The sequence below is a fragment of the Rhodococcus sp. P-2 genome (assembly GCF_016598535.1).
Lineage (GTDB): Bacteria > Actinomycetota > Actinomycetes > Mycobacteriales > Mycobacteriaceae > Rhodococcus_F > Rhodococcus_F baikonurensis.
The window spans coordinates 2,044,487-2,063,531 of sequence record NZ_CP066779.1 but is presented as its reverse complement, the minus strand read 5'-3'; the positions used below and the strand labels follow the sequence as shown (position 1 = coordinate 2,063,531).

Here is a 19,045-nt window from a genome sequence, read left to right as displayed (position 1 = left end):
CTGCGACCCAAGGCTGCCCTCAGGGGAACTGGGTCCCAAAATGGCCGTAGACTGTGGATGCCCCCCAACCCCTGCCCACAAAGGGAGCGCCCGGTGACTCGTGCCGATCTGTCGGTCAACAGTCCAAATCTCCTCGCTTCGAACCCGTCCGACGAGGACGAGAACGAGCCCCGCGAAGAATGCGGTGTATTCGGCGTCTGGGCGCCGGGAGAGGATGTGGCGAAGCTCACTTATTACGGCCTGTACGCACTTCAGCACCGTGGTCAAGAAGCTGCCGGCATTGCGGTAGCCGACGGCTCCCAGGTGTTGGTGTTCAAGGATCTCGGCCTGGTCAGCCAGGTATTCGACGAGCAGACCCTCGCAGCGATGCCAGGACATGTCGCCGTCGGACATTGCCGTTATTCGACGACCGGTTCCACGACGTGGGAGAACGCGCAGCCCATCTTCCGTACCACCACTGCCGGTACCGGAATCGCGCTCGGCCACAACGGCAACCTGGTCAACACCGCTGAACTCGCGAGCCGCACCCGTGCAGCCGGCCTGGTCAACGACAAGCGCCCCAATGCCGCGACGTCCGACTCCGACCTCATCGGTGGTCTCCTGGCACACGCTGCCGGCGACAGCACCATCGAGCAGGCCGCGATGGAATTGCTGCCCACGTTGGAGGGCGCGTTCTGCCTCACCTTCATGGACGAGCACACGCTGTACGCAGCTCGTGACCCGCACGGCATCCGCCCGCTCTGCCTGGGCCGGCTCGACCGCGGTTGGGTGGTCGCCAGCGAGACTGCAGCCCTCGACATCGTCGGTGCATCGTTCGTCCGCGACATCGAACCCGGCGAGCTTCTCGCGATCGACGCCGACGGCGTCCGCTCCTCGCGTTTCGCGAACCCGACGCCCAAGGGCTGTGTCTTCGAGTACGTCTACCTCGCGCGTCCCGACAGCGTCATCGGTGGCCGTTCGGTTCACTCGACCCGAGTCGAGATCGGCCGCCTGCTCGCCAGCGAGCACCCCGCCGAAGGTGACCTGGTCATCCCCGTTCCCGAGTCCGGCACCCCCGCCGCCGTCGGTTACGCACAGGGCTCAGGCATCCCCTACGGCCAGGGTTTGATGAAGAACGCCTACGTCGGCCGTACCTTCATCCAGCCGTCGCAGACGATCCGTCAGCTCGGCATCAGGCTCAAGCTCAACCCGCTCAAGGAAGTCATCCGCGGCAAGCGCCTTGTGGTGGTGGATGATTCGATCGTCCGCGGCAACACCCAGCGTGCGCTCATCCGGATGCTCCGCGAAGCCGGCGCCCTCGAAATTCACGTCCGTATCGCCTCGCCGCCGGTCAAGTGGCCCTGCTTCTACGGCATCGACTTCGCCTCGCCGGCCGAATTGATCGCCAACGGCGCAGGCGGACAGGATGCGACGTTCGAGGAAATGCTCGACGGTGTGCGTCGTTCCATCGGAGCGGACACGCTCGGATACATCTCCACCGAAGGCATGATCGCCGCGACCGAGCAGCCGGCCAGCCGCCTGTGCGCCGCCTGCTTCGACGGGACCTACCCGATCGCGCTTCCCAAGGAAACCTCGATCGGCAAGAACGTCCTCGAGGGGATGCTCGAGAGCACCGCAGGTTCGACGGCCACTCGCGACAACGACAACGCGAGCGCGCTCAGCCGCCCCTGAACACCGAAAGCTGCAAAGCACCGAAAATCGATAGCCGAGAATCTGCCGTCCACAACTTGTGGGCGGCAGATTTTCTGTTCCACGACTTTCCGTTCGACGACACGGCATACGTCGTGAGCATCTGGCATAGTGCCCTCCGTGGCGCAACTGAGAATGGACGGGCACCGGGTACTGGTCGCAGACCTGGTGGGGGACACCATCAAAGCGATCAACGGTTCGATGGTGGCGTACGAGGGTGCGATCACCTTCAAGAATGCCGGTATGGGCGGCGGCGGTGGGTTACGTGCCGCGCTGAAACAGAAGGCGGCAGGTGAATCGCTGTCCCTGATGGAAGTCAGCGGACAAGGCACCGTCTACTTCGCGGTCGACGCCCAGGACATCACGATCATCGAGCTCAACAACGATGCCTTGCACGTCGAAGCCTCGCAATTGCTCGCACTGGTGGGACAGCTCCGAACCGACGTGAAATTTGCCGGACTCCGCGGCGCAGGTTCCGGACAGGGCTTGTTCACGACGGTCGTCAGCGGCACCGGTCTGGTGGCGGTGCTGTCGAAGGGCGGACCGATCATCGCGCTCGAAGTCAGCCCGCAGTATCCGCTGGTTGCCGATCCCGACGCATTCGTCGCTCACCGCGGCCAGCTCAACCAGAGCTTCGTCACCGACGTCACCTGGCGCTCCGCGATCGGCGGTGGCAGCGGTGAAGCGTTCTCGCTGCGATTCGACGGATCCGGAGTCGTCTACATCCAGCCCGAGGAGCGCTGAACCATGCCGTTGGAATTGGTGAACAGCAAGGTCGTCAAGTCGACCCTCGCGCCGGGACAGAACGTGCTCGCCCGCACCGGGTCGATGCTCTACTACACCGGCGACGTCCGCTTCATCCCGCACAGCATGGGCGGTGGGCCGGGCGCCATGCCGAACATGGGCGGTATCGCCGGGATGGCCGGCCGCATGATGTCCGGCGAACACGCACGCATGATGGCGGCCGAAGGAAATGGTGAAGTCTTCTACGGCCACGCCGGTTTGTACGTCGAGGTGATCCACCTCGACGGTTCGTCGATGCTCACGGTCGAAGCCGACCGGCTCCTCGCACACGACGGGTACCTCCAGAGCTCGATAGTCGCACTCACGTCCCAGGGCGGTGTGCGCGGAGCAGTACGAGGCGCCATGACCGGTCAAGGACTGTTCACGACGCAATTACACGGCCAGGGAAGCGTCGCGGTCCTCTCGCACGGGGGTGCGATTCCGTTGCAGGTCGGTCCCAACAACCCTCAGGTCGTCGTCGACCCGCAGGCATACGTGTGCCATATCGGTCAGATCAACGTCGACATCTCCGCGAACGTCGGCTGGCGCGAGGCCGTCGGCAAGGGCTCGGGGGAGTCCATCCAGCTGAAGATGACCGGCGCCGGCACCGTCTGGGTCCAGGCGTCCGAGCAGAAGTTCTGAGAGGGCAAAGAGCATGGGTATCGAAATTCACAATCCGGCAACTCTGCCCGCCAACGACAACGTCCCGGGCAACGACTACGCCTTCTGCGTCGAGATGGCCGGACAACCGTGGTTCACGTCCAAGGGCGCAATGATCGCGTACTACGGAAACATCAACTTCGAGCCGCTCGGGCGCACGAGCATGACGGCGATCGTCGCGGCCAGGTTCTCTTCGCCGCTCTACGCGGACGACTGGGTGCTCGCTCAGGGGCAGGGCAAGTTGATCCTCGGCGACCGCGGATTCAACATCAATTCCTACGACCTCGACGACGGCAACCTCACGATTCGCGCGGCCAATCTCCTCGCCTTCGAGACGAGCCTGGACCTCAAACAGTCCATCGTCCCAGGCTTTTTGACGCTGCTGGGGACGGGTAAGTTCCTGGCGTCGTCCAACGGCCCGGTCATGTTCGCGGAGCCGCCGCTGCGCATCGACCCGCAGGCGTTGGTGGGTTGGGCCGACTGCCCGTCGCCGTCCCATCACTTCGATGCCGACTGGATGCAGAGCTTCCTGGGCGCGGTTCGCGGAAGCATGTTCGGCGCGAACACCGGTGAAGAACGCCAGTTCGATTTCACCGGAGCCGGGACGGTACTGATCCAGTCGAGCGAGAAGGTCGTCCACGACGGACACCTCCTCAAACACATCGAATCCGAGACCGTCGCACTCGGGCAGAACAGTCTGCGCGCACTGCACGCCTCGATCGGCGCGCGGCTGCAGAACTGACGTCTCGGGGTACGCGAGGTCTCACCGAGGGGGCCGGTCCGGTAGCGTATGGGCGTAATCGTCGGTATTTGTGTGCGCGCTCTGGGTCTCGAGTCGAACGGTCCCTCTCGCGTCACGAGGATTGCAAACACTTCACATTGCAAGACCACTTACCTGTGCACGAGCAATACGTGCTCGCGAGAAATACAAGGCTGGAGTAGTAACCCGATGACCGAGGACAGTCACCGCACCGCAGGCGCCTCCTACGCGGCAGCAGGAGTCGATATCGCCGCAGGCGACCGGGCGGTGGAACTCTTCGCCCCTCTGGCCAAGAAGGCCAGCCGCCCCGAGGTCATGGGCGGCCTCGGTGGTTTCGCCGGCTTGTTCTCCCTCAAGGGTGACTACAAGGAGCCGCTGCTCGCCGCATCGACCGACGGCGTCGGAACCAAGCTCGCTGTCGCCCAGGCGATGGACAAGCACGACACGGTCGGACTCGACCTCGTCGCCATGGTCGTCGACGACCTCGTCGTCTGTGGCGCTGAGCCGCTGTTCCTCCAGGACTACATCGCTGTCGGCCGGGTCATCCCCGAGCGCGTCGCGGAATTGGTCAGCGGAATCGCCGAGGGCTGCATCCAGGCCGGCTGCGCTCTCCTCGGTGGCGAGACCGCCGAGCACCCCGGCATCATGGCCGACGGTGACTACGACCTCTCCGCCACCGGCGTCGGTGTCGTGGAGGCCGAGAAGCTGCTCGGACCGGACCGCGTTCGCCCCGGCGACGTCGTCATCGCCATGGGTTCGTCGGGACTGCACTCCAACGGTTACTCACTGGCCCGCAAGGTCCTCCTCGAGATCGACCGGATGAACCTGAGCGCACACGTCGACGAGTTCGGCCGCACGCTCGGTGAAGAACTACTCGAGCCCACCAAGATCTACGCCAAGGACTGCCTGGCACTCGCTGCCGAGACCGACGTGCGCACCTTCTGCCACGTCACCGGTGGCGGCCTCGCCAACAACCTCGCTCGCGTCATGCCCAAGGGCTTGGTCGCCGAACTCGATCGCGGAACCTGGAGCCCCGCTCCGGTCTTCGCGATGATCGCGCAGCGCGGACGCGTCGAGCGCGCCGAGATGGAGCAGACCTTCAACATGGGCGTCGGCATGGTGGCCGTCGTAGCTCCCGAAGACGTCGACCGTGCGCTTGCAGTTCTGACTGCACGCCACATCGACTGCTGGACGCTCGGTAGCGTCAAGAAGGCGTCGGACGCCGCTGCAGAGCGTGCGTTCCTGGCCGGGGACCACCCGCGCTTCTAAGCCGCAACGTCACCTCTAGACCACAACTGCCCCATCGGAGAAATCCGGTGGGGCAGTTTTGTGTCCATCTGTGTTTCGATCGAAGCGCAGGCGTGAGGCGGAAAATGGAACGCAAAAATGAGGAAGAGCGATCAGCTCTTCCTCATTTCACAGTCTGCGCGGTGGCAGTGCGCGGTCAACGCCGCCAGTCGTCGTAGTCGTCCTCTCGCGCATGCCCTTCCCTATCGGAAGTCTGGTCCGATCGGACACTGCTCCGATGCGAGTTGGTCGATCCACCTGCGAGCTCTCTTTGCAGGCTGTCGAAATCCGTGGTCGGTACGCTGTATTTCAATTCGCGTGCAACCTTGGTCTGCTTTGCCTTAGCCCGGCCGCGGCCCATGGCTGACCCCCTCGCGCTTTCGCGGGGCGGCCTGGGGAATTTGGCGGCCCCGTTTGAGTGTGTAAGTTTCCTGACACACACTCTAGCGTGGAAAAGTCGCTTCCGCTTCCACGAACGCCTCACCGCCGTGTCTGATTGCTCTCACTATGGCCGCGAGCTGCCAGGATGCTGAAAGAACTCGTCAGAACTTTGTGAGAACTGCTCAGAAGTTTCCCGGAATTGCGCGAATCGTCCCCACTCGGGCGTCACCGCCGAAGACGGGAGCCGACGCGAGAGCCGCCAGCTCCTCGGTCCACTCGGTGTTCATTCGCTTGAGCAGAGCTGCCGCCAACGGCAGGAGCGCCCGCTCATGGCCGTCGTCGATCTTGAGGGCGAAAGCGGAACCGTCGGGAAGCGCTCCGGCGTAGATGCCGTCGTATCCGGTCTTGGAGAACAGACCCGGCACGGCTGACATCAGGCGCTGATCGTTGCGGCCCGTGCCCGAGACGAGGAAGGGGTTCTCGCGGACCGCGTCGGCCACGGCTCGTTCAGGGGAGTCCGGCTCAGCCGAGGGCAGGCGTCCGAATGCCCGAGCCAGGTTCGTGAGCGAGAGCGGCACGATCGGGAGGCCGCAACCGTCGATGCCGAGTTCCTGCTCCTCCTCACCGCTGAGATCGAAGATCGTCTCCTGGATCGCGAGCTGGAGGGGATGAGACGGCTCCATGTACGTCTCGAGCGGCCAGTCGTTCACGACGCACGTCGCGAGCATCGCGGAGTGCTTGCCCGAGCAGGTCATGTAGATCGGGCTGGGAAGCTCGCCCGCTGCGATCAGTTCGGCTCGGGCCAGTTCGTTGCCCGGCAGATCTGAGGGGCACTGCAGCTGGTCGACACCGAGTTGGTAGCGAGCGAGAAGCGCGGCGACCAGTTCGATGTGATCGGCCTCGCCCGCGTGTGAGGACGACGCGACGGCCAACTCTTCCGGACTGGTGGGTGCAAAGCCGTTACGGAGCGCTGCGACGGCTTGCAGCGGCTTGTTCGCCGAGCGCGGGTAGATGGGTGTGTGAATTTCCCCGAGTCCGACCACGACCTCGCCGTCGGCGCCGAGAATGACGGCCGATCCGCGATGCACGCATTCGCGGAATCCGGAGCGGACCACTTCCACCAATTCGATACTCACGAGTGCACCTGCGCTTCTGCTTGTTCGATGAACCTCTGGACGCGCGCGGTGACGTTCGGTGCAAGATCGGTGTGTTCTGCGAGGAGCCGTCGAAGTCGCTCGGGGTCGGTTCCGGCGAAGACCTCTCGAACCGTCACCCCGTGCTCCGGGACGTGGACTCGGGTCACCGAGTCGCCCGCGGCGATCGTGCCGGTCCGGTTGACGCGAAGGTAGGCGCCCACGTCGGTCCGTTCGGTGAATCTCTTGACCCAGCCCTTTTCCGAGGCCCAGATGCCGAACGTGCCGCACGGGACGCGGGGAGCGGTTACTTCGAGTTCGAGAACGTCCGACGCCTCGGCTCCGGTGATGTGCCAGCGCTCGCCGATCACGGCGTCTGTGACGAGCATGCCGCTGATGTGGAGATTCTCGCCGAACCATCCGGGGCCGAGCGGTCGGCCCAACTCGTCCGACCAACGCTGCGCTTCGTCGCGCTCATACGCGTAGACGGCTTGGAATGCGCCGCCGTGGAACTCGGTGTCGCAGACGTAGTCGCCGCCGAGTCCGAGTCGTCCTACCGCGACACGGCCGTCGACGGGACGCTTGTCGATCGCGGTACGTGGGACTCGCCTGACGCCGCTGTCACGTTCGGTGTGGACGACGCAGACCGCGTCGACGATGCCCGTCACTTGCCGCGCAATCGGTTGACAGCCTCACGTCCGGCCTGGGGTGCGTCGTCCGCGACGATCGAATCCGGATCGATGGACGCGGCGCTGGGGCCGGCCATGAGTTCGGTGTCGACCGGGATGTTGCGCTTGATCAGAGCGAGTGCGATGGGGCCGAGTTCGTGATGATTGACGACGGTCCCGACGCGTCCGACGGCCCGTCCACCCGCGGTGATCGGGTCACCCGGTTCCGGGACCGCTTCGGCGCTTCCGTCGAGGTGCAGCATGACGAGGTGGCGCGGGGGCTTGCCGAGATTGTGAACCCGGGCGACTGTTTCCTGACCGCGGTAGCAGCCCTTGTCGAGGTGGACGGCGCCGTGCTCGGCCGGACCACCGATCCAGTGGACCTCGTGCGGGATCGTGCGTTCGTCGGTGTCCAGTCCGAGGCGAGGCCTCGTCGCTTCGACGCGCAGTGCCTCGAAGGCCCAACTTCCGGCGGGCTTGGCGCCGGTATCGGTCAGCTTGGTCCACCACGCTGACAATTGCTCACGTGGGACGAGCAGATCGAACGAGTCCTCGGTGGGCCACGGCATGCGGCGGACGAACCCGCCGTCGGCCAGCGCGAGGGCGTCGTAGGCATCGGTTGGTGTCTGCACGCCGATCGAGGAGAGGACAGCCGGGGATTCGGGACCGATCAGGCTCAGGACCGCAAGCTCGTTGCCGTCTCGAGGCTCGGCTTTGGACCAGAACACCATCTTCTTCAAGAAGGAGAGAAGGTCCGGTCCGCGGTCGGCCTCGGTGTCGATCCAGGTGACACCGGCCAGGTCCGTCTGCACGAAGTGGTGCTCGACGCGGCCGTTGACGTCCAGGCTCAGGTTTTCGGCGCTCTTGCCGTCGGGGAGCGCGGCGATGTGCTGACTGGAGATCGTGTGCAGCCACGTGAGGCGTTCGTCGCCGGGGATGGCGATCACGAATCTGTGACTGCGGTCGACCACCACTGCTGCGCGCTGCGCGGTTCGCTGTTCACCGAGGGGATCGCCGTAGTGCCATGCGACACCGATGTCGGCCGAACCGTCCGGTGCGGTGACCGCGCCGGGGGAAGTCAGAAGTGGGCTGTTGGGCACAAGAGCGTTGTCGACCACAAGACCAGTCTAGGAGTGTGGGCGGGATCGCGGTTACAGGGCGGCCCCGGCGGCTTGGCGGATCGTTAGGGTTGATGGCATGCCTGATCGCGTATTGGTGACTCTCGACCATGAGGTGCTCGATGCTGACGCACCGTTTCTGCACGCCGACGACCTGGCGGTGGTGCGCGGCGACGGAGTCTTCGAGACGCTGTTGGTACGCGACGGCCGCGCCCGGGTGGTCGAGGGACACCTGAGTCGACTGGTTCTGAGCGCGCGGGCACTCGGCCTGCCCGCTCCCGTTCTCGACGACTGGCGTCTGGCGATCGAGATGGCTGCCGAGGAGTGGGGGACCGAGGAGGAAGGCGCTCTTCGTCTCGTTCTGACCCGCGGCCGTGAGAGTGGCGACAAGCCGACAGCCTTCGTGATGGTCGGTCCGGTGGCCGATCGGGTCAGGCAGGTCCGGGAATCGGGGCTGTCGGTGATGACGCTCGAGCGAGGTTTCTCCGTCGATCTCTCTGCCCGGGCGCCCTGGCAGTTGCTGGGCGCGAAGACGTTGTCCTACGCAACCAACATGGCAGCGCTCCGATATGCGGCGAATTTGGGTGCCGACGATGTGATCTTCGTCAGTTCCGAGGGCAATGTGTTGGAGGGGCCACGCTCGACGGTGGTGATCGTTCGGGACAGGACTTTGATCACACCGCCTCCCGCACAGGGCATTTTGATGGGTACTACGCAGCGTGCCCTGTTCGACGTGGCCGGCAGCGCTCGCTTCGATTGCCGATACGAAACCCTCCGACCTGCGGATTTGATTGCGGCCGACGGAGTGTGGATGGTTTCGAGCGTCACACTGGCCGCGCGCGTCCATACACTCGACGGGCTCGCATTGCCAGAGCCGAAGGTCTCCGAGGAATTCGCGGAATTGGTTGAACGTGCAATTGATTCGGATTCAGCAGGGCGATAGGCGAATAGGAATCGCGACAGGTCTCTACTACATTTGGTAGTAGCAAAGTCCTGCGGTCCAAACCGGACAGCAGTACCGTGTCCGCAGGGGCCGAGCGACTGCCCGCGTCTCGAACCCCGAAGCCTGTCCCAGGGCCCTACTCTCGGAGTAGCCAATGGATACTTTGGACGTCTCCAGGTGGCAGTTCGGTATCACTACCGTCTACCACTTCATCCTTGTTCCGCTGACCATCGGACTTGCGCCGATGATCGCGATCATGCAGACGATGTGGGTGGTCACCAAAAAGGACCACTGGTATCGGCTCACCAAGTTTTTCGGCAAGCTCTTCCTCATCAACTTCGCCCTCGGTGTAGCCACCGGCATCGTGCAGGAGTTCCAGTTCGGTATGAACTGGAGCGAGTACTCGCGATTCGTCGGTGACGTCTTCGGAGCTCCGCTCGCGTTGGAAGGCCTCGTCGCCTTCTTCATGGAGTCCGTCTTCATCGGACTGTGGATCTTCGGTTGGGGCAGGCTGCCCAAACTTGTACACCTGGCGTGTATTTGGCTCGTGGCGATCGGCGTCAACGCGTCGGCGTTCTTCATCATCGCGGCCAACTCGTTCATGCAGCATCCGGTCGGTGCGACGTACAACCCTGAAACGGGCCGTGCCGAGCTCACCAGCATCTGGGAGCTGTTGACCAACAACACCGCTCTTGCTGCCTTCCCGCACGCGGTAGCGGGCGCCTTCCTGACGGCGGCGACGTTTGTTGCCGGCATCAGTGGTTGGTGGATGGTGCGGAACATGCGCCGCGCCAAGCAAGCTGAGGCCGCCGAAGCCGAACGTCTCGAATCCGATGCGCGCACGATGTACCGCCCGGCAACACGATTCGCCTTGCTCGTCATGATCGTGGCCGGAATCGGCATCATCTACACCGGTGACGTCCAAGGCAAGCTCATGTTCCAGCAGCAGCCGATGAAGATGGCGTCGGCAGAATCGCTGTGTGAAACCGAGATGGATCCGGATTTCTCACTTTTGACGATCGGAACTCACAACAACTGCGACAGCGTGACTCACGTAATCAAGGTGCCTTACGTTCTTTCGTGGTTGGCCGAAGGCAAGTTCACCGGTGTCGAACTCCAAGGCGTCAACCAGCTGCAGGAGCAGGCGGAGCAGGACTTCGGACCGGGCAACTACCGACCGAATCTCTTTGTCACGTACTGGTCCTTCCGCGCAATGATCGGCCTTGCCGCCGGTTCGGCAGCGCTGGCCCTCGCGGGACTGTGGGTCACACGCAAGGGACGGGTCCCGGACCAGAAGTGGTTCGGAATCCTCAGTCTCGTCGCGATTCCCACTCCCTTCATGGCGAACAGCGCCGGCTGGATCTTCACCGAGATGGGCCGTCAGCCCTGGGTGGTGCATCCCAATCCGACCGGCGTCGACATGATCAGACTGACTGTCGACCAAGGTGTTTCGGACCACGCGTCGGCTACCGTCTGGGCCTCGCTGATCACCTTCACCCTCTTGTACGGAGCACTGGGTGTGGTCTGGTTCAAGCTGATCGTGCGGTACGCGAAGGAAGGTCCGCTGGAGCACGACATGCATCCGCCGGGCGATACAGATCATGACGAGCCGGAAGATCCGGACAAGCCCAAACAACTGTCGTTCGCGTACTAGGAGGCGATCATGGGACTTCAAGAAGTATGGTTCGTGCTCGTCGCAGTACTGTTCATCGGTTACTTCGTCCTCGAAGGGTTCGACTTCGGTGTCGGAATGCTCATGCCGATCGTCGGCAGAGGCAGTGACCTCCCGGCAGATACGCGTCGACGCGTGGCGCTCAACACGATCGGCCCGGTGTGGGACGGCAACGAGGTGTGGCTGATCACGGCCGGTGGCGCGATGTTCGCGGCATTCCCGGAGTGGTACGCGACGTTGTTCTCCGGGTTCTATCTACCGTTGCTGATCATCCTGGTGGCCTTGATCGTTCGAATCTGTGCCATCGAATGGCGAAGCAAGATCGACGACGACAAATGGCGTCAGCGCTGCGACTGGGGCATCATCTTCGGCTCCTGGGTCCCGGCAGTTCTCTGGGGCGTGGCTTTCGCGAACATCGTTCGGGGCGTTGCGATCAACGCCGACAAGCAGGTCGAGTCGGGATTCTTCGATCTGCTCAATCCGTACGCACTTCTCGGCGGTCTGACCACCGCGCTGGTGTTCGCCCTCCACGGCGCTGTGTTCCTGGCACTCAAGAGTGCCGACGAGGTTCGTGAAGACGCAGTGAAAATTGCTGCACGACTGGCAATTCCGGCGATCCCGGTCGCCGGTGGATTCGTCCTGTGGACACAACTCGCCTACGGCAAGGGATGGACGTGGATTCTGGTAGCCGCCGCTGCTGCCGCACTGATCGGCGTCGTCTTCCTGACGCGGGCCGAGCGTGAAGGCTGGGCTTTCGTTCTCACCTGTGTGGCAGTCATCGCCACCGTCGTACTGCTGTTCGCCTCGCTGTTCCCGAACGTCCTGCCGTCGACGCTCGATCCGGCATACAGCCTGACCATCGAGAACGCGTCGTCGAGTCCGTACACGCTCAAGGTGATGACGTGGGCCGCGGCATTCATGACGCCGGTGGTGATCATCTACCAGGGATGGACGTACTGGGTGTTCCGACAGCGCATCTCCTCCAAGCAGATTCCGGCGTCGATCGGTCTGCGATTCAAGGAGAAGACGTGGTAGTCACCAACCCTGATTCACAAAAGATTCGGATCACGAAAGAACTGACGGTCGAATTCACGTGACTATCGAAGTAGGCGACGCTCCCACCACTCGGGAGCGTCGCCGGGGGCCGATCGACCCGCGACTGTGGCGCCATTCCGCTTCTGCGCGCGGCTATCTGATCCTGACGGTCGCTCTGTCGATGGTGAACGTCGTGATGGTCATCGTCGCGGCGCTCATGATCGGCCGGATGCTGGCCGGAGTGATCACCACTCGAACTGTGGATATTTCTTCGTGGACAACCGAATTGGTTGTTCTGGCCGCAGCTGTGGCGGTCCGAGTTCTGGGGACCTGGCTGCAGACCAGGTATGCACACCGGGCGTCGACTCGCGTCGTTGCCGAGATCAAGAACGGCGTGCTGACGTCGGCGACGGCAATGAGCCCGCGCGATCTGGATCCTCGGCGTGACGAAATCGCGACCGTGGTCACCCGCGGTGTCGACGGCCTCGGTCCGTACCTGACGGGATACCTTCCGGCTCTGGTCCTGTCGGTGACACTGACGCCCATCACCCTGATAGTCATTGCGGTGCAGGACATGACGTCTGCGGTCATCATTTTCGTGACGCTGCCGCTGATTCCGATCTTCATGATTCTGATCGGCTTGCTGACAAAGGGTAAATCGGAGAAGACGCTGGCAGCGATGACCACGTTGTCTTCACAACTGCTCGATCTACTTGCCGGTTTGCCGACGCTGCGAGCGCTCGGTCGTCAGCAAGGTCCTGCCGAGCGGGTACGTGAACTCGGTGACGCCCATCGGCGAACGACGATGTCTGCTCTGCGCGTCGCGTTCCTGTCCTCGATGGTGCTGGAACTGCTCGCTACACTCTGCGTCGCGTTGGTGGCCGTGAGCATCGGCTTGCGACTGGTGTACGGGGACATGTCGCTCGAGCCGGGGATCGTCGCGTTGATCCTCGCGCCCGAGGTGTACCTGCCGCTTCGGATGGTGGGAACCCAGTTCCATGCCGCCGAGGACGGAATGGCAGCAGCAGACAAGGCGTTCGAGGTGATCGAAGCGGATTCTGCTGCGCCGGAGGGCGGTTGGACGACGGTGGTCGCGCGCGGCGCCGACATCGTCTTCGACGGACTCGGCGTGACCTCTCGTGGGGGAGTCGCACCGTCTCAACTTTCCGCCGTGGCGTCGCCAGGGAAGATCACCGTGCTCACCGGGCCCAACGGCTGCGGCAAGTCGACGGCAGTGCACGCGCTACTCGGGTTGATCGAACCGAGCAGTGGGCGTGTGACGGTTGCCGGCGTCGATGTTCGAGAGCTGGACGAGAACGCGTGGTGGAGTCAATTGGCTTGGCTGCCCCAGCATCCGGTCCTCCTACCGGGCACTGTTCGCGAGAATCTCGATCTCACGGGGGTCGTTGATGCACAGGCGTCGACTCGTGCCGCCGCTGCGACGGGATTCGAGGCCGTGCTGGCCGAGCTGCCTGCAGGTGTCGAGACAGTCATCGGTTCCGGCGGCACAGGTCTGTCGCTGGGGCAGCGTCAACGCCTGGCGCTGACACGCGTGCTCGCTTCCGACCGCGCTGTTCTCATCCTGGACGAGCCCACCGCCCACCTCGACTCCGATTCGGAAGGGACAGTGTTGGCTTCTCTGAGAGCACGGGCGGAGCGTGGTGACACCGTCGTCGTGATCGGCCACCGTCCGAGTGTGCTTGCCGCAGCTGACCAGATCGTCGAGGTTCGTGCCCATGAGAAGTGACACTCACGATCCGCTCCTGCGTGCTCTGCAACTACTCGAACTTCGACCACGACGCGTACTGACTGCGGTGGCCGCCGGTGTGGCAACACTCGGCAGTGCCCTCGCCTTGGCCGCGCTGTCCGCATGGTTGATCACGCGTGCTTGGGAGATGCCTCCCGTTCTCGATCTCAGCGTTGCGGTGGTTGCCGTGCGCGCGTTGGGAATCTCGCGTGGTGTCTTCCGCTACCTCGAGCGATTGACGACGCACGACGTCGCGTTGCGCGGCACCACCGCAGCGCGGTCGAGGATCTACCAGCAGTTGGCAGCGGGAGATCCCGCGGCCGCCGCCGGACTACGACGCGGTGACCTGCTCTCGCGTACCGGCGCCGATGTGGACGCGCTGGGCGACGTAATCGTCAAAGCGCTGATCCCGATTGCTGTTTCGGTTGTCCTCGCGTTCGCTGCGGTGGGCATCTTGTTGTTCATCTCGATCCCGGCTGCGCTCATTCTGGCTGTTGCGCTGGCCGTGTCCGGGATCGCGGCACCCTGGCTTTCGGCGCGTGCAGCTCGACTCGCCGAGGCCGACAGTTCAGCTGCCGCAGCGCGATTCAGTGAGTCCGCTGTGACGGCGCTCGACCATTCCGCTGAGCTTCGGGTATCAGGTCGCTTGGATCAGGCCGTGAGCGAGGCGGTGTCCGCCGAAAACGAGGTGGTCGACGCAACCGATCGCGCGGCGGTCCCGAGTGCCTTTGCCGCCGCCGCGACACCTCTCGCAATCGGTGTGAGCGTTCTCGGGGCGTTGCTGATCGGAATCACGCTGTACGGAACCACCGACATGTCACCGATGTCCATGGGAATCCTTGTACTGCTTCCCCTGTCGGCATTCGAGGGAACCGCGATCCTGCCCAGCGCGGCGGTGGCATTGACCAAGGCGCGACTGGCGTCGGCTCGCATCATGGCGGTCCTCGATCGAGCAGCCGAGGAACACGTCGAAGGTGATCGTGCGTGGCCCGAGAACGGGGCTCTCAGCGTGCACGCGTTGCAGGCAGGTTGGCCCGGTGGGAAGGTGACCGAACCGCTGTCTGTGGATCTTCCTCGCGGCGCTCGTGTTGCCGTGGTCGGTGAGAGCGGATCGGGAAAGACCACCGCGCTGATGACGATGGCGGGACTGCTACCACCCGTCGCGGGAACGGTTCGCGTCGGCGGAGTGGATGTTTCGGATATCGATCCGGCCGAACTGCGTCGGCACGTCGGATACTTCGCCGAAGACGCACACCTCTTCGAGACGTCGGTACTCGAGAACCTGCGCGTCGCGCGGGGTGACCTCACCGCCGAGGACGCGGAGAAGGCACTTGCCGCCGTTGGTCTCGGAGAGTGGCTGTCGGAACTGCCGGACGGGCTCGACACTTACCTGGTCGGCGGAATGCGAGCGCTTTCGGGCGGTGAGCGTCGTCGGTTGCTGTTGGCACGCGCGATCGTCTCGCCCGCGGAGGTATTGCTGCTCGACGAGCCGACCGAGCACATGGACGCGGAGGCCGGCGCTCAGTTGCTCCGCGAGTTGCTCGGTCGCGAAGCAACGCTGGTCGATTCTTCGCGAACCGTGGTTGTCGTCACCCACCAACTTCCGGACGGCACAGCAGCTGACCAGGTGATATGCGTCGGAAAAGTTTCTGTGGAAAATACGTTGCCGTCGTCGTGAAGTGGGCGTACTTTCTCCTGTACACAAGGAAGGAGGTGGTCTGAAATTGAAGTACAGACGGACGCGTGAGGTGGCTGCCAGCTAGCCGCAATCGCTGATGGAATTCACTTACCGCGTGAGCGGCCGGCGAATCCCAGGCAGCCACCCGACCCCCGAGCCCCCGATCAGTCCGACCGGGATCCGTGCGAAAGCGCGGGTGTGGCTCGGGGGTCGCTTCGTGCTGTGCGCCTTTATTAACCGCCGGGGGTTAATAAAGGCGCACAGCGTGGACAAGGATTGGGTCCCCACCATCCACCGCGCTCGAGGATCGCTCTGACCTCGGCTGCAGTTCGGCACGAGGCTCCTTCCACTTCTTCCCAACCGAAGACCAGCGTGGCATTGCCTGACAGTTCGGATGCGTTTCCTCGCCGACGATCCCGCAGCGCAGTCGCCCGAGATGAGTGGAAGGCGAATCCGTCGAGTCGAACGATCAGTGCGACACCGCAATTGCGGTAGTCGACGTCCTCGTAGAGAGTTCTCCCATCGACGAGGACCGGCGATTGCCGTCGTGCTTCCGGCAGACCGTGTGCTCGCTCGACTTCGATTGCATAGCGATGCTCGAGCACCGACTGGACGCCGCGATCCAAGAGGTCCAATGTCGAGGACAGCGCTTTGACATATCGCCTCGGCCGGCGGTACTCCATTCGGGTGCGTAGTTCCATCCGCGACACCTTGCAGGCCGTGGCGGAGCGGACCAGAGAACGAGCGGCGTCGCGAGCCGACGGCTCTGCAACCGCCAGGTCAATTGCGGTGTCGGCCAGCGAAGTACGAGCAGGTTGAGTGGCAACGCCGATGTGGGCCTGAGCGCGTGAACGATGAACGATCACTCCGGGATGGGCAGTGGACCACCCCAGCGGAACGGGGCGCGCCGGGGAGCGTTCGGGTCTGACCGTCGGACTCTGGCAGCGCGAGGATCTGCCGTATCGGACCGTGATGTGGACCGGCAGATCGGACTCGATGTGCGTGAGTCCCCACTCTTCAGCTGCAGTCCGGTGACTCAGATAAGTCTCTCCGCCGCCGAACAGCAGTGCGGCCTCGAGAATCATTGCTCGGTTGAGTGGGCCGTTGGTGCTGGATTGAACGCCGTGGAGGACGGAAGTCCATTGACCCGATTCGACCAGATGCTGGATTCGCCGCGGCGAATAGCCGAAAGGGCGCAGCTGTTTATTGGTCGCGAGTCCGTGTTGGAAGTCGAAAATTCTTCGGAGATCAGGATCGATGTAGTCGCAGTTCATGCGAATACCGTGAGATCCCGGTCCGACAGGAATCGGTCGATGATGCCGTTCCAGAGCCCACCTGTGGAATTTGTCGGTGGCTGTGGATGGATCTGCTGTGCGCCTTTATTAACCGCCGGGGGTTAATAAAGGCGCACAGCAGAGCTAGCCGATGTAGCGGGTCAGCCGCGCCGAGAGGCGCGGCTCCAGGCCACCGTCAGACATGATGCGCTCTTCGACGTACGCGAGGTCGCCGCCTTCGACGATGCCGTACAGGCGCTTCGCGCCGCCGTACAGTGCACCGGACTGGCTGCGGATCACCACGTCGGTGGCAAGTTCCCAGGATGCCTGGGTGAGCGCACGGCCGTAGTACATTTCGACGACGCCGGAGCTGTGGCTGAGCAGGAGTTCGACGACTTCCTGATTGACGCTGCCGGGGATGCCGTCGCCGCCCATGCGCCAGTAACCGCTCTCGCGCAGATCGGGGCTCACGTACTTGCCCTCGGCGTCGAGGCGCCAGGACCGGGACTCCCAATTGAGATAGGGGCCGCCGTCGTGAGAGATGACGATCTGCTGACCGAAGGCGTAGTCGCCGGTCTCGTCGTGCCCTTCACCTTCGCCGCGCCAGACGCCGACGAGGGGGAGCAGTGCGAGGAGTTCGGGATTGATGTCCGGGCCGAGGCGCAGGTTTGCGGTGTCCTCTGGCAACGGAAGGTCCGGCAGGGTCGGGATGTTGAGTGACGCCGTCGACTTGGAGCGCTCGACGGCGATGGCGACAGCTTCGTCCCCGCTGCCGCGCCTCACGGCACCTGCAGCGGCGGAATCGTCAGCGGTCGCGTCGGACCCTGAATCCGGAGCCTGACTCACGACTCGTCGGTGACCAAGCGGTACACGACGTACACGGAGAACCAAGCGATCATGACGGATGCGAGTGCGAGGAGTACCTCGAAGAAAATGACCACGGGTACATCTTAGACCGCGGCGACCGACCGGAAAAATCGGGAGCCGGAATGCAGAAGGCCCCGCACCGAAGGGGTGCGGGGCCGCCTGAAAATGCAGGAATTACTTGCTGACGGTCACGTCCACGTTGTGCACGCCCGAGCCTTCGGGAGTGACGGTGGAGGTGCCGTTGCCCGAGCTGGACAGTGCACGCACGGTCCACTCGCCCGGAGCGGCGAAGAAGCGGAAATCGCCGGTTCCCGATGCCACGACCTCGGCCGTGAACTCTCCGGAGCCGTCGAGCAGGCGCACGAATGCGCCGCCGATGGGCTGGCCGTCAGCGGCGAGAACACGGCCGGTGATGACCGTTTCCTTCTCGACGTCGACGCCGGCAGGCAGGGTCTGGCCCTGGGTAGGTGCTCCACACATGATCAGGCTCCCAATTCGATCGGTGCGCCGACGAGTGAGCCGTATTCGACCCAGCTGCCGTCGTAGTTCTTGACGTTGTTCTTGCCGAGGATCTCCTGCAGCACGAACCAGGTGTGGCTCGAGCGCTCGCCGATGCGGCAGTAGGCGATCGTTTCCTTGGTGTCGTCGAAGCCCTTCTCCGCGTACAGCTTGGCGAGGTCGTCGTCCGACTTGAACGTGCCGTCCTCGTTGGCGGTGGTGCTCCACGGGATGTTGATGGCTCCGGGGACGTGGCCGCGCTGCTGCGCCTGCTCCTGCGGAAGGTGCGCGGGAGCGAGGATCTTGCCGGAGAACTCGTCAGGGCTACGAACGTCGACGAGGTTCTTGCTGCCGATGGCGTCGATGACCTCGTCGCGGAATGCGCGGATCGAGAAGTCGGGGGTCTCGGCCTTGTACTGCGTGGCTTCGCGGTTGACTGCGTCCTTGGAGAGCGGGCGTCCGTCGAGTTCCCACTTCTTGCGGCCGCCGTCGATCAGCTTGATGTCCTGGTGGCCGTACAGCTTGAAGTACCAGTACGCGTATGCGGCGAACCAGTTGTTGTTGCCACCGTAGAGAACAACGGTGTCGTCGTTCGCAATGCCCTTGGCGGAGAGCAGGTCCGAGAACTGCTCCTGGTTCAGGAAGTCACGTCGGACGCCGTCCTGGAGGTCCTTGCGCCAGTCGAGCTTGACTGCACCCTCGATGTGGCCGCCGTCGTATGCGCTGGTGTCCTCGTCCACCTCGACAAAAACGGTCTTGGGGGTGTTGAGGTTCTGCTCAGCCCAGTCAGCGGAGACTAGGACGTCGGAGCGAGCCATGGTGTTCCTTTCGATGTGGTCTTGCATCGGTCGA

Annotated in this window: 18 protein-coding genes; 10 read left to right on the top strand and 8 right to left on the bottom strand. The window is 63.7% G+C overall.

The features are described 5' to 3' along the window. The first annotated feature begins 93 nt into the window (after positions 1-93). The 5 genes from purF to purM all read left to right on the top strand — a co-directional run bounded on the left by purF (position 94) and on the right by purM (position 5,161). Positions 94-1,671 carry an amidophosphoribosyltransferase gene (gene purF, locus I7X09_RS09740; RefSeq protein WP_003940541.1) on the top strand — a complete coding sequence of 526 codons (1,578 nt, stop codon included), beginning with the start codon at positions 94-96 and terminating at the stop codon, positions 1,669-1,671. 153 nt (positions 1,672-1,824) lie between these two features. After that, positions 1,825-2,433 carry an AIM24 family protein gene (locus I7X09_RS09735; protein WP_003940441.1) on the top strand — a complete coding sequence of 203 codons (609 nt, stop codon included), beginning with the start codon at positions 1,825-1,827 and terminating at the stop codon, positions 2,431-2,433. Positions 2,434-2,436: 3 nt separating this feature from the next. Beyond that, entirely contained in the window at positions 2,437-3,114 is a 678-nt protein-coding gene (locus I7X09_RS09730) for an AIM24 family protein (protein WP_003939918.1), read from the top strand. 13 nt (positions 3,115-3,127) lie between these two features. Next, a complete protein-coding gene (locus I7X09_RS09725; RefSeq protein ID WP_003939813.1) occupies positions 3,128-3,874 on the top strand; it encodes an AIM24 family protein in 747 nt (248 codons plus the stop codon). Positions 3,875-4,081: 207 nt separating this feature from the next. Further along, complete coding sequence (gene purM, locus I7X09_RS09720; protein ID WP_003940225.1) at positions 4,082-5,161, top strand: phosphoribosylformylglycinamidine cyclo-ligase; 1,080 nt, start codon at positions 4,082-4,084, stop codon at positions 5,159-5,161. 175 nt (positions 5,162-5,336) lie between these two features. Here purM and I7X09_RS09715 read toward each other — a convergent pair whose 3' ends face one another. The 4 genes from I7X09_RS09715 to ygfZ form a co-directional block, all read right to left on the bottom strand. Further along, positions 5,337-5,540, bottom strand: a complete 204-nt coding sequence (locus I7X09_RS09715) for a DUF3073 domain-containing protein (protein WP_003940337.1) — start codon at positions 5,538-5,540, stop codon at positions 5,337-5,339. A 202-nt stretch (positions 5,541-5,742) separates the two neighbouring features. Further along, positions 5,743-6,696, bottom strand: coding sequence for an asparaginase (locus tag I7X09_RS09710; RefSeq protein ID WP_095968669.1), 954 nt, complete (start codon positions 6,694-6,696; stop codon positions 5,743-5,745). Further along, complete coding sequence (locus I7X09_RS09705) at positions 6,693-7,361, bottom strand: MOSC domain-containing protein (RefSeq protein ID WP_200316549.1); 669 nt, start codon at positions 7,359-7,361, stop codon at positions 6,693-6,695. Before I7X09_RS09705 ends, I7X09_RS09710 begins: the two co-directional genes overlap by 4 nt. After that, entirely contained in the window at positions 7,358-8,479 is a 1,122-nt protein-coding gene (gene ygfZ, locus I7X09_RS09700) for a CAF17-like 4Fe-4S cluster assembly/insertion protein YgfZ (RefSeq protein WP_200316547.1), read from the bottom strand. Before ygfZ ends, I7X09_RS09705 begins: the two co-directional genes overlap by 4 nt. 79 nt (positions 8,480-8,558) lie before the next feature. Between ygfZ and I7X09_RS09695 the strand changes: the two genes are divergently transcribed. The 5 genes from I7X09_RS09695 (at position 8,559) to cydC (ending at position 15,554) form a co-directional block, all read left to right on the top strand. After that, a complete protein-coding gene (locus tag I7X09_RS09695; protein WP_124567689.1) occupies positions 8,559-9,422 on the top strand; it encodes an aminodeoxychorismate lyase in 864 nt (287 codons plus the stop codon). Positions 9,423-9,576: 154 nt separating this feature from the next. Continuing rightward, complete coding sequence (locus I7X09_RS09690) at positions 9,577-11,076, top strand: cytochrome ubiquinol oxidase subunit I (protein WP_200316545.1); 1,500 nt, start codon at positions 9,577-9,579, stop codon at positions 11,074-11,076. A gap of 9 nt (positions 11,077-11,085) precedes the next feature. Further along, complete coding sequence (gene cydB, locus I7X09_RS09685) at positions 11,086-12,129, top strand: cytochrome d ubiquinol oxidase subunit II (RefSeq protein ID WP_200316543.1); 1,044 nt, start codon at positions 11,086-11,088, stop codon at positions 12,127-12,129. A gap of 58 nt (positions 12,130-12,187) precedes the next feature. Beyond that, positions 12,188-13,876 (top strand): thiol reductant ABC exporter subunit CydD, encoded by a 1,689-nt coding sequence (gene cydD, locus I7X09_RS09680; RefSeq protein WP_200316541.1) that lies wholly within the window; start codon positions 12,188-12,190, stop codon positions 13,874-13,876. Then, positions 13,866-15,554, top strand: coding sequence for a thiol reductant ABC exporter subunit CydC (gene cydC / locus I7X09_RS09675; protein ID WP_200316539.1), 1,689 nt, complete (start codon positions 13,866-13,868; stop codon positions 15,552-15,554). Before cydD ends, cydC begins: the two co-directional genes overlap by 11 nt. A 233-nt stretch (positions 15,555-15,787) precedes the next feature. On the opposite strand, the gene I7X09_RS09670 is transcribed toward cydC, so the two are convergent. From I7X09_RS09670 to I7X09_RS09655, 4 genes are all read right to left on the bottom strand, one after another. Further along, a complete protein-coding gene (locus tag I7X09_RS09670) occupies positions 15,788-16,828 on the bottom strand; it encodes a type IV toxin-antitoxin system AbiEi family antitoxin domain-containing protein (RefSeq protein WP_200316537.1) in 1,041 nt (346 codons plus the stop codon). A 144-nt stretch (positions 16,829-16,972) separates the two neighbouring features. Then, positions 16,973-17,611 carry an FABP family protein gene (locus I7X09_RS09665; RefSeq protein ID WP_037128815.1) on the bottom strand — a complete coding sequence of 213 codons (639 nt, stop codon included), beginning with the start codon at positions 17,609-17,611 and terminating at the stop codon, positions 16,973-16,975. Between the two features lie 258 nt (positions 17,612-17,869). Beyond that, positions 17,870-18,175: a DUF1416 domain-containing protein gene (locus tag I7X09_RS09660; RefSeq protein WP_095968677.1), complete on the bottom strand. Its 306-nt coding sequence runs from the start codon at positions 18,173-18,175 to the stop codon at positions 17,870-17,872. 2 nt (positions 18,176-18,177) lie between these two features. Next, positions 18,178-19,011: a sulfurtransferase gene (locus I7X09_RS09655; RefSeq protein WP_003939859.1), complete on the bottom strand. Its 834-nt coding sequence runs from the start codon at positions 19,009-19,011 to the stop codon at positions 18,178-18,180. Positions 19,012-19,045 lie beyond the last annotated feature (34 nt).

What these genes read in the sequence shown, in the direction of transcription:
- I7X09_RS09735 (WP_003940441.1), top strand. Translation starts at nt 1,825, where the DNA reads ATGGACGGGCACCGGGTACTGGTCGCAGACCTGGTGGGGGACACCATC.
- I7X09_RS09730 (WP_003939918.1), top strand. Translation starts at nt 2,437, where the DNA reads ATGCCGTTGGAATTGGTGAACAGCAAGGTCGTCAAGTCGACCCTCGCG.
- I7X09_RS09725 (WP_003939813.1), top strand. Translation starts at nt 3,128, where the DNA reads ATGGGTATCGAAATTCACAATCCGGCAACTCTGCCCGCCAACGACAAC.
- purM (WP_003940225.1), top strand. Translation starts at nt 4,082, where the DNA reads ATGACCGAGGACAGTCACCGCACCGCAGGCGCCTCCTACGCGGCAGCA.
- I7X09_RS09715 (WP_003940337.1), bottom strand. Translation starts at nt 5,540, where the DNA reads ATGGGCCGCGGCCGGGCTAAGGCAAAGCAGACCAAGGTTGCACGCGAA.
- I7X09_RS09695 (WP_124567689.1), top strand. Translation starts at nt 8,559, where the DNA reads ATGCCTGATCGCGTATTGGTGACTCTCGACCATGAGGTGCTCGATGCT.
- I7X09_RS09690 (WP_200316545.1), top strand. Translation starts at nt 9,577, where the DNA reads ATGGATACTTTGGACGTCTCCAGGTGGCAGTTCGGTATCACTACCGTC.
- cydB (WP_200316543.1), top strand. Translation starts at nt 11,086, where the DNA reads ATGGGACTTCAAGAAGTATGGTTCGTGCTCGTCGCAGTACTGTTCATC.
- cydC (WP_200316539.1), top strand. Translation starts at nt 13,866, where the DNA reads ATGAGAAGTGACACTCACGATCCGCTCCTGCGTGCTCTGCAACTACTC.
- I7X09_RS09670 (WP_200316537.1), bottom strand. Translation starts at nt 16,828, where the DNA reads ATGAACTGCGACTACATCGATCCTGATCTCCGAAGAATTTTCGACTTC.
- I7X09_RS09660 (WP_095968677.1), bottom strand. Translation starts at nt 18,175, where the DNA reads ATGTGTGGAGCACCTACCCAGGGCCAGACCCTGCCTGCCGGCGTCGAC.
- I7X09_RS09655 (WP_003939859.1), bottom strand. Translation starts at nt 19,011, where the DNA reads ATGGCTCGCTCCGACGTCCTAGTCTCCGCTGACTGGGCTGAGCAGAAC.